This window comes from Acidovorax sp. Root219, from assembly GCF_001428665.1.
In the GTDB taxonomy this organism is placed as follows: domain Bacteria; phylum Pseudomonadota; class Gammaproteobacteria; order Burkholderiales; family Burkholderiaceae_C; genus Acidovorax.
This window is the reverse complement of sequence record NZ_LMIJ01000017.1, coordinates 26,995-36,573: the sequence shown is the minus strand read 5'-3', so window position 1 is coordinate 36,573 and position 9,579 is coordinate 26,995. Positions and strand designations below refer to the sequence as shown.

Here is a 9,579-nt window from a genome sequence, read left to right as displayed (position 1 = left end):
TTCTCGGCACGGTCAGAAGGGGGTGGGAGCGGGCTCCACACGGGCCATTGCTTCGCTCGGCCCGGTGTGCCATCGCTGCGCTCGGCACGCAGGGCGGCTGCGCCGCCCGTCGGCAGCGCGCAGCGCGTAACCGACACCCGGCGCCGCTGCGCAGCAGCAGCCGTGTGGTACCCGCTCCCCACCCCTGCTGGCTGCGTCGAGAAGCGCAGGGCCTGGGGTGGGTGCGTGTGCCGCAGGACACACGCACTTCGTCATCTAGCTTGCCGATGCTGTTTGAGCGGAGTTCACCCGCAGGGGGAACGCAGCGAGTTCATCGGCACCACCCCAGGTCCGAGCATCGCAGGCNNNTCTTGGCGACTCAAGAGAAAGTTACTGCGCCGCCGGGCGCACACCCCGGCCTCCGCCCTCAACACAAGCAAGCAGCAACCACAACACAAGAGGCAAGCACATGCCCTTTGAATTCCCCATCCGAATCTACTGGGAGGACACGGACGCAGGAGGCATAGTCTTCTACGCCAACTACCTCAAGTTCTTCGAACGCGCCCGCACCGAATGGCTCCGCTCCCTCGGCATCGGCCAACAAGCGCTCAGGGAACAAACCGGCGGCATGTTTGTCGTAACCCACAGCCAGGTACGTTACCTGCGACCTGCAAGGCTCGACGATGAACTCATTGTTACCGCCCAGCTGCAAGAGGCCGGCCGCGCATCGTTGACAATACTGCAGCAAGCGCTCCTGAAACCGGAGCACGACATGACCGAAAATCCGCCCGCACTGCTCAGCGAAGGCACCATCCGCATCGGCTGGGTGGACGCCGCCACCCTGCGGCCAGCGAGAATACCGAGCACCCTTCTGGAACAACTCTCAACAACACCATGAATTCCCAAAACATGTCCATCCTCAGCCTGGTGCTGCAGGCCAGCTGGGTGGTGCAACTCGTCATGCTGCTGCTGCTGGTCGTCTCCGTCGCCAGCTGGGCCGCCATTTTCCGCAAGCTGTTCGCGCTCAAGCGCATCAAGTCGCTCAACGACGATTTCGAGCGCGACTTCTGGTCCGGCACCAGCCTGAACGACCTGTTCGCCAGCGCCGCACAAAACGCCAAGAACGCCGGCCCCATGGAACGCATCTTCGCCAGCGGCATGCGCGAGTACCAGAAACTGCGCGAGCGCCGCATCACCGATGCCGGCACCCTGATGGACGGCGCACGCCGCGCCATGCGCGCCAGCTTCCAGCGCGAGATGGACGTGGTCGAGTCGAGCCTGTCGTTCCTGGCCACCGTGGGCTCGGTCTCGCCCTACGTGGGCCTGTTCGGCACGGTGTGGGGCATCATGCACGCCTTCACCGGCTTCGCCGGCATGGAGCAGGTGACCCTGGCCACCGTGGCCCCCGGCATCGCCGAGGCGCTGGTGGCCACCGCCATCGGCCTGTTCGCCGCCATCCCGGCCGTCATCGCCTACAACCGCTTCGCCCGCGACATCGACCGCGTGGCCACACACCAGGAGACCTTCATCGAAGAGTTCTCCAACATCCTGCAGCGCAACCTGGGCGCGCAGCAACCCGTCTCGGCATCGGGGCACTGACACCATGCCCGCCATGGCATCCCGCGGCCGAGGCCGCCGCACCATCAACGAGATCAACATGGTCCCGTTCATCGACGTGATGCTGGTGCTGCTCATCATCTTCATGGTGACAGCCCCCATGCTCACCCCCGGCATGGTCGACGTGCCCAGCGTGGGCAAGGGCAAGAATCTGCCCAAGGTGGTGGCGCAGGTCATCGTCAACAAGGACGGCTCGCTGCAGCTCAAGACCCCCGAGGCCACCCGCAGCATGAGCCAGCGCGAGATCGGCGAAGCCGCGCTGCGCTGGCAGAAAGACCAGACAAAAGAGACGGCTGTCATCATTACGGCCGACAAGGGCGTTGTATACGACAACGTGGTCAAGGCCATGTCCGAACTGCAGAAAGCCGGTGTGCAGCGCGTAGGTCTCTCCGTCAAACAGGGCGGCTGAAGCCGAAGTGCCCCGCCTTCCCTGATTGACTGAACCGAAGACGACGTACACGCTCTACTCCCTCCATGCACGCCCAAGACGACCGCGACCAATTTGCGCCCCCCGCACCCCCTGCCCGCCTGCGAGCCATCTCGCTGGCGGTGCTGGTGCACCTGGCGCTGATCGGCGCACTCACCTGGGGCGTGAACTGGAAGGCCAGCTCCGACCAGCCCGCCGTGCAGGCCGAACTGTGGGCAGCCGTGCCCCAACAGGCCGCGCCGCCTGAAGTGTCGCCGCCGACACCCCCGACCCCGCCAACGCCCCCCGTGCCACCGCCGCCCGAGCCCCGGCCCGCGCCGGTGCCCCCTCCTCCCCCGCCACCGCCGCCGCGCGCCGTGGAGCCCGACACGCGCGAGGCCGACATCGCCATCGAGCGCGAGAAAAAGCGCCTGGAGCAGGAGAAAAAAGCCCGCGCCGAGAAGCTCGAGCGCGAAAAGCGTGAGCGCGAGCGTGAGCGCAAGGAAGACGAGCGCGAAGAGCGCCTCGAAAAGGAAAAGAAGGAAAAGCTCGCCGAGCAGAAGAAGGCCGCCGAGCAGGAAAAGCAAAAGAAGCTGCTCGCCGAAGAAAAGCGCAAGGCCGAAGACGCCAAGGACGCAAAAGAAGCCAAGGACGCCGCAGCCAAGAAGCAGCAGCGCGCCGAGGCCGAGGCCAAGCAACTCGCCGCCCAGCGCGAAGCCAACCTGCGCCGCATGCAGGGGCTGGCGGGCTCCGAAGGCAACGAAAAATCGACCGGCACCGCGCAGCGCGATGCTGGCCCCTCGGGCGGCTACGGCGGCCGCGTGGCCGCCAAGGTCAAGCCCAACATCGTCTACCCCGACGCGATATCGGGCAACCCGCGCGCCGAGGTCGAAGTGCGCCTGGCGCCCGACGGCACCATCGTCGGCAAGCGCCTGGTGCAGTCCAGCGGCAACAAGGCCTGGGACGATGCCGTGCTACGCGCCCTGGACAAGACAGAAACCCTGCCGCGCGACGTGGACGGGCGCGTGCCGCCCTCGCTGACCATCGGGTTCAGGCCGCAGGATTGATTGGCAATCGCTTCATGCAATTGCACCGCTGTCTCCTTTTGTGCACCCTGGTCCTGGCCTCCGGGCTCACGGCGGCACAGGGCATTGCCAACCCTGCCGCCACCCCATCCATCGCAGCCGGCCCCGCTCGCAATGAGCCCCCGGACTACCCGCCCATCTCACTGCGCAACGGCGAGGAGGGACTGGTCGAAGTCAGGGTACTGGTTGACAACCAGGGTGTGCCCTTGAAGGCCGAAGTAAAGCGCTCCAGCGGTTTTCCCCGGCTGGACACTTCCGCACGCCAGGCGACCATGCGCTGGCGCTACCAGCCCGGCACCGCAGGTACAGGGCTGGAACCGACCTGGATGGTCGTTCCCATTAACTTCGTGCTTGAAGGCCCGAGCCCAGCACCTTCCAAGTGACGCACCCAGCGCACTGTCCCCCATGCCGCTGAGCTGCCGGCTGGTGTGCCCTGGTTGATGCAGACGCCGGCAGGCACCAGCCGGCAGCCAATCGACAAAAAACCCGGTGGCCGCCAAGGCAGCCACCGGGTTCTTGCATCGCTTCTCTACGGGGCCGTGCCTTGTTGTCAACAGGCCCGCCCCTCGCTCTCTCTTGTAAAGCTCGGCCTAGCGGTCGCGGCGCTCCATGCGGCGGTTCAGGTTCAGGGCGCCCAAGGTACAGGCCACGCCCGACAGCAGGTACACCGTCACGGCCAGCAGGCCGAACTGGGCCGACAGGCCCAGGGCCACCAGGGGCGCAAAGGCGGCGCCGATGATCCAGGCCAGGTCGGCCGACAGGGCCGCGCCCGTGTAGCGGTACTTGGGCGAGAAATTGGCCGTCACCGTGCCCGAGGCCTGGCCGTACGACAGGCCCAGCAGCACAAAGCCCAGCAGCAGGAACATGGTGCTGCCCACTTCGCCGCTGTTCAGCAGCACCGGCGCCATGAAGCTGAACACCCCGATCAGCACCGCCATGCCGCCCAGCAGCTTGCGCCGGCCCAAGTGGTCAGAAAGCCAGCCCGAAACCATGATGGCCCCGGCCGCCAGGAAGGCACCGACGATCTGCACGCCCAGGATCTGGGTGACGGGCTGGTCCGTGTACAGCGTGATCCACGACAGCGGGAACACGGTGACCAGGTGGAACAGCGCAAAGCTGGCCAGCGCCGCAAAGGCACCCAGCAGCACGTTGCCGCCCTCGTCGCGCATCACCTCGTGCACGGGCACGGGTTGCAGCTCACGGTCCTGCAGCAGCTCGGTGTACGACTGGCCCACCACCAGGCGCAGGCGGGCGAACAGGGCCACCACGTTCACGGCAAAGGCCACGAAGAACGGGTAGCGCCAGCCCCAGGCCAGAAACTCCTGCACCGTGAGGTTGGCATACAGATAGGCGAACAGGCCGGCCGCGAGCACAAAGCCCACGGGCGCGCCCAGCTGGCCGATCATGGCGTACCAGCCGCGGCGGTGCTTGGGCACCGACATCGCCAGCAGCGACGGCAGGCCGTCCCACGAGCCGCCCAGCGCCAGCCCCTGGCCGATGCGCAAGATCAGCAGCGCCACGATGGCCGTAGTGCCCAGGTCCTTGTAGCCCGGCAAAAAGGCCATGCCCACCGTGCACACGCCCAGCAAAAAGAGCGCAATGGTCAGCTTGGTGCCCCGGCCCCAGCGCCGCTGGATGGCCATGGAGATGGCCGTACCGATGGGCCGCACCACGAAGGCCACGGCCAGCAGCGCAAAGGAGGCCAGCGTGCCGTCCAGGCGCGACATGAAGGGGAACAGGAACGACGGGAACACCAGCACGCAGGCGATCCCGAAAACGAAGAAGTCGAAATACTCGGACGAGCGCCCAATGATCACGCCCACCGCGATTTCGCTGGGGGTGACGTCTTCATGGGTGTCCGCGCGGGAAAGAGAGTCTTGGCCTTCTTCAAAGCCATTCGCTGGGTAGATAGCAGAGGCGGGACTGCTCATGAACGGAATTCCTTGTTGTGTAACAGATACACCTACGTTTTACACCCTGGCCCTATTGAGGGCAAGTGCGCTTTCCCTGAAGTTCTTGCAGGACAAATGCCATAGTCTGCTCACGACGGGGTCAAGGCATGGCGCCGGTGGCACCGGAATGGGGCAAAAACTTGACCTTGGACAAAATGTCCAATGGACAAATTTACCTGCTCTATTACATTGAGCGGCAAATTGTCATTCGCGTTTACCCCTAAACGCCTTTGTTGGGCCCATCACATGTTCAAACTTCCCCAACTTCGCGGGCCGGCATGGCTTGCGTTGGCGGCCACAGCCACCAGCCTCGCCGGCTGCAGCAAGGCTGTCGTCCTCAACCCCGCAGGCGACGTCGCCTCGCAGCAAGGCCACATGGTCGTGCAGGCCACCTTGCTGATGCTGATCATCATCGTCCCGGTGATCGCGCTCACGCTGTGGTTCGCCTGGAAGTACCGCCAGTCCAACACCGCCAACACCGAAGCGGACTACGACCCCGACTGGCACCACTCCACCACGCTGGAGCTGGTGATCTGGACGGTGCCCCTGTTGATCATCATCGCCCTGGGCGCGCTGACCTGGATCGGCACCCACAAGCTCGACCCCTACCGCCCGCTGGACCGCATCTCGGCCACCAAGCCGCTCGAAGCGCAGGCCACACCCCTGGTGGTGCAGGTGGTCGCCATGGACTGGAAATGGCTGTTCTTCTACCCCGAGCAAGGCATTGCCACCGTCAATGAGCTGGCAGCCCCGGTGGACCGCCCCATCCTGTTCAAGCTCACCGCCACCTCCACGATGAACTCGTTCTACGTGGCAGACCTGGCCGGCATGATCTACGCCATGCCCGGCATGCAGACCGAGCTGAACGCCGTGATCAACAAGCCGGGCGTGTACCCCGGCATCGCCTCGCACTACAGCGGCGCGGGCTTCTCGGGCATGACCTTCAAGTTCCACGGCCTGAGCCAGGGCGACTTCGAGCAATGGGTTGCCAAGGCCAAGACCGAAGGCAAGGCGCTGGACAAGACCACCTACCTGAACCTCGTCAAGCCCAGCGAGCGCGACCCCGTGCAGCGCTTTGCCAGCGTGGAAGACGGCCTGTACTACAAGGTGCTCAACCGCTGCGTCGAAGAAGGCAAGATGTGCATGCACCACATGATGAGCATCGACGAGCGCGGCGGCGAGGCCTACATGAAGGCCATGGGCATCAACCTGCCCCAGGACGTGTGCACCGTCGACAACGCCGGCCAGATCGTGGCGGCCCTCGAAGCGCGCCACGCCACGGTCTATGACCGCACCCTTTCCCGCCAATGATCCGCGCCTAAGAGACTGACAACCATGTCCACCTCACCCGTTGTAACCGAACCGCATTGGGCCTTGGGCCGAATCACCTGGGATTCGATCCCCATGGCGCACGAGCCCATCGTGCTCATCACCTTCATCGGCGTCGTGCTCGGTGGCCTGGCCGTGCTGGCCGGCATCACCAAGTTCCGCCTGTGGGGCACCCTGTGGCGCGACTGGATCTGCAGCATCGACCACAAGAAGATCGGCATCATGTACATGATCCTGGGCGTGGTCATGCTGCTGCGCGGCTTTGCCGACGCGCTGATGATGCGCCTGCAGCAGGCCATGGCCTTTGGCGACAACATGGGCTACCTGCCGCCGCACCACTACGACCAGATCTTCACCGCCCACGGCGTGATCATGATCTTCTTCGTGGCCATGCCGCTGGTCACGGGCCTCATGAACTACCTCGTGCCGCTGCAGATCGGCGCGCGCGACGTGTCCTTCCCGTTCCTCAACAACTTCAGCTTCTGGATGACCACCGCCGGTGCCATCCTGGTGATGGTGTCGCTGTTCCTGGGCGAGTTCTCCACCGCCGGCTGGCTGGCACTGTCTAACCTGGGGGCGCAGAACCCAGGGGTGGGGCTTGACTACTACATCTGGGCGCTGCAGATCGCCGGGGTGGGCACCACGCTCTCGGGCATCAACCTGATCGTCACCATCATCAAGATGCGCGCACCCGGCATGAACCTCATGCGCATGCCCATCTTCACGTGGACGGCCCTGTGCACCAACGCACTCATCGTCGCATCCTTCCCCGTGCTCACCGCAGCGCTGGTGCTGATGTCGCTGGACCGCTATGCCGGCACCAACTTCTTCACCAACGACCTGGGCGGCAACGCCATGCTGTACGTGAACCTGATCTGGATCTGGGGCCACCCCGAGGTCTACATCCTGATCCTGCCGTGCTTCGGCATCTTCTCCGAAGTGGTGGCCACGTTCTGCAAGAAGCGCCTGTTCGGCTACACCTCCATGGTGTACGCCACGGTGGTGATCACCATCCTGTCGTACCTGGTGTGGCTGCACCACTTCTTCACCATGGGCTCCGGCGCCAGCGTGAACACCTTCTTCGGCATCACCACGATGATCATCTCGATCCCCACGGGCGCGAAGATCTTCAACTGGCTGTTCACCATGTACAAGGGCCGCATCCGCTTCGAGCTGCCCATGATGTGGACCCTGGCCTTCATGGTCACCTTCGCCATCGGCGGCATGACCGGCGTGCTGCTGGCCGTGCCCCCGGCCGACTTCGTGCTGCACAACAGCCTGTTCCTGATCGCCCACTTCCACAACGTGATCATCGGCGGCGTGCTGTTCGGCCTGTTCGCCGGCATCAACTACTGGTATCCCAAGGCCTTCGGCTACAAGCTCGACCGCTTCTGGGGCCTGTGCTCCTTCTGGCTGTGGGTGGTGGGCTTCTACGTGGCCTTCATGCCGCTGTACATCCTGGGCCTGATGGGCGTTACCCGCCGTGCCAACCACTTCGAAGACCAGTCGCTGCAGATCTGGTTCGTCATCGCCGCCATTGGCGCCGGCCTGATCGCGCTGGGCATCGCCTGCCTGCTGATCCAGATCGTGGTGAGCTACTTGAAGCGCGAACAGCTGCGCGACCACACCGGCGACCCATGGGACGCCCGCACGCTGGAGTGGGCCACTTCGTCGCCCCCGCCGGACTACAACTTCGCCTTCACCCCCAAGGTGTACGAGATCGATGCCTGGTGGGACATGAAGAAGCACGCCTACGCGCGCCCCCTCACCGGCTTTGCGCCCATCCACATGCCGGCCAACACGGGCGCGGGCGTGATCATCTCGGCGCTGTCGCTGGTGCTGGGCTTCGCCCTCATCTGGCACATGTGGCTGCTGGCCGGCCTGTCGTTCGCGGGCGTGGTGCTGGTGGCCATCGTCCACACGTTCAACTACAAGCGTGACTTCTACATCCCCGCCACGCAAGTGACGGAGACCGAGAACCTGCGTACCCAACAACTGCGTGCCAGCCATGTCTGATATCACCTACAACCAAGCCGCCGCCGCCATCACGCAAGGCGGCCCCACGGCCGCCACGCTGGCCCGCCGCGAATACCACCTGGCGCACGAGCCGCACCCCGAGAACGGCACCGCCCTGGGCTTCTGGCTCTACCTGATGAGCGACTGCCTCATCTTCGCCGCGCTGTTCGCCACCTACGGCGTGCTGGGCCGCAGCTACGCCGCCGGCCCCACCGGCGCGCAGCTGTTCGATCTGCCGCTGGTGGCGCTCAACACCGCCTTCCTGCTGCTGTCGTCCATCACCTTCGGCTTTGCCATGCTGCAAAAGCAGCAGAACAAGGTGGGCGGCACGCTCGCCTGGCTGGCCATCACCGGCCTGTTCGGCCTGGGCTTTCTGGGGCTGGAGCTGTACGAGTTTCACCACCTGATCCACCAGGGCGCGGGCCCGCAGCGCAGCGCCTTTTTGTCAGCCTTCTTCACGCTGGTCGGCACCCACGGCCTGCACGTCACCTTCGGCCTGGTCTGGCTGGTGGTGCTGATGCTGCAGATCAAGAAGCATGGCCTGATCCACGAGAACAAGCGCCGGCTGATGTGCCTGTCGATGTTCTGGCACTTTCTGGACGTCGTCTGGATCGGCGTCTTCACCTTCGTGTACCTGATGGGAGTGCTGTAAATGAGCGCCGCACAACACACCGCCAACGCCCATGATGGCCACGGCCATGACGATCACCACGACGACCACCATGGCGACGTGGGTCCGCACAGCACCTTCTCGGGCTACATGGTCGGCTTCGTGCTGTCCATCATCCTCACCGCCATCCCGTTCTGGCTGGTCATGTCCAAGGTCATTGCCGACCGCAACACCGCCATCCTCGTGCTCGGCGGCTTCGCGGTGCTGCAGATCCTGGTACACATGGTCTGCTTCCTGCACATGAACGGCAAGGTCGAGGGCGGCTGGACGCTGCTGTCCACCATCTTCACCGTGGTCTTCGTGGCCATCGCCATCAGCGGCACGCTCTGGGTCATGTTCCACATGAACGCCAACATGATGCCCGACCACCCCACTCCTACCCCGCCCACCCAGAGCGAAGCCGGCGCGGCGGCAAGCCACCACACCCCCTGATGGGTGCAGCGCCCCGACGCCCAAACAGCGAGACGGGGCGGGCAACCCTTGCGAAGCGGCCGCTCACAGCGGCCGCAGCCGTTTTGGGGCCCG

10 protein-coding genes are annotated in these 9,579 nt (G+C 64.8%); 9 read left to right on the top strand and 1 reads right to left on the bottom strand.

Going from position 1 to position 9,579, the window contains the following annotated elements; all coding sequences use genetic code 11:
• Nucleotides 1-448 precede the first annotated feature (448 nt).
• The 5 genes from ybgC to ASE28_RS19110 all read left to right on the top strand — a co-directional run bounded on the left by ybgC (nucleotide 449) and on the right by ASE28_RS19110 (nucleotide 3,470).
• Nucleotides 449-877, top strand: coding sequence for a tol-pal system-associated acyl-CoA thioesterase (ybgC, locus tag ASE28_RS19130; RefSeq protein ID WP_057268051.1), 429 nt, complete (start codon nucleotides 449-451; stop codon nucleotides 875-877).
• A complete protein-coding gene (gene tolQ / locus ASE28_RS19125; protein WP_057206632.1) occupies nucleotides 874-1,578 on the top strand; it encodes a protein TolQ in 705 nt (234 codons plus the stop codon). Before ybgC ends, tolQ begins: the two co-directional genes overlap by 4 nt.
• Nucleotides 1,579-1,582: 4 nt before the next feature.
• Complete coding sequence (locus ASE28_RS19120; RefSeq protein WP_057206631.1) at nucleotides 1,583-2,005, top strand: biopolymer transporter ExbD; 423 nt, start codon at nucleotides 1,583-1,585, stop codon at nucleotides 2,003-2,005.
• 65 nt (nucleotides 2,006-2,070) lie between these two features.
• Complete coding sequence (gene tolA, locus ASE28_RS19115; protein WP_057268050.1) at nucleotides 2,071-3,069, top strand: cell envelope integrity protein TolA; 999 nt, start codon at nucleotides 2,071-2,073, stop codon at nucleotides 3,067-3,069.
• Nucleotides 3,070-3,083: 14 nt separating this feature from the next.
• The gene (locus ASE28_RS19110; protein ID WP_082608153.1) at nucleotides 3,084-3,470 is read left to right on the top strand and encodes an energy transducer TonB; all 387 of its coding nucleotides are present in this window, start codon (nucleotides 3,084-3,086) and stop codon (nucleotides 3,468-3,470) included.
• 207 nt (nucleotides 3,471-3,677) lie between these two features.
• Here the strand turns inward: ASE28_RS19110 and ASE28_RS19105 are convergent, their stop codons facing one another.
• Nucleotides 3,678-5,018, bottom strand: coding sequence for an MFS transporter (locus ASE28_RS19105; protein ID WP_057268048.1), 1,341 nt, complete (start codon nucleotides 5,016-5,018; stop codon nucleotides 3,678-3,680).
• Between the two features lie 267 nt (nucleotides 5,019-5,285).
• On the opposite strand from ASE28_RS19105, the gene cyoA reads away from it, so the two are divergent.
• From cyoA to cyoD, 4 genes are read left to right on the top strand one after another with little or no spacing between them, the layout of a single operon-like run.
• Nucleotides 5,286-6,350 carry a ubiquinol oxidase subunit II gene (gene cyoA, locus ASE28_RS19100; protein ID WP_057268047.1) on the top strand — a complete coding sequence of 355 codons (1,065 nt, stop codon included), beginning with the start codon at nucleotides 5,286-5,288 and terminating at the stop codon, nucleotides 6,348-6,350.
• Nucleotides 6,351-6,374: 24 nt separating this feature from the next.
• On the top strand, nucleotides 6,375-8,384 hold the full coding sequence (gene cyoB, locus ASE28_RS19095; protein WP_082608152.1) for a cytochrome o ubiquinol oxidase subunit I: 2,010 nt from the start codon (nucleotides 6,375-6,377) through the stop codon (nucleotides 8,382-8,384).
• Nucleotides 8,377-9,036 (top strand): cytochrome o ubiquinol oxidase subunit III, encoded by a 660-nt coding sequence (gene cyoC / locus ASE28_RS19090; RefSeq protein ID WP_057268045.1) that lies wholly within the window; start codon nucleotides 8,377-8,379, stop codon nucleotides 9,034-9,036. The genes cyoB and cyoC overlap by 8 nt, the downstream gene beginning before the upstream one ends.
• Nucleotides 9,037-9,486 carry a cytochrome o ubiquinol oxidase subunit IV gene (gene cyoD / locus ASE28_RS19085; RefSeq protein ID WP_057268044.1) on the top strand — a complete coding sequence of 150 codons (450 nt, stop codon included), beginning with the start codon at nucleotides 9,037-9,039 and terminating at the stop codon, nucleotides 9,484-9,486.
• Nucleotides 9,487-9,579: the final 93 nt, after the last annotated feature.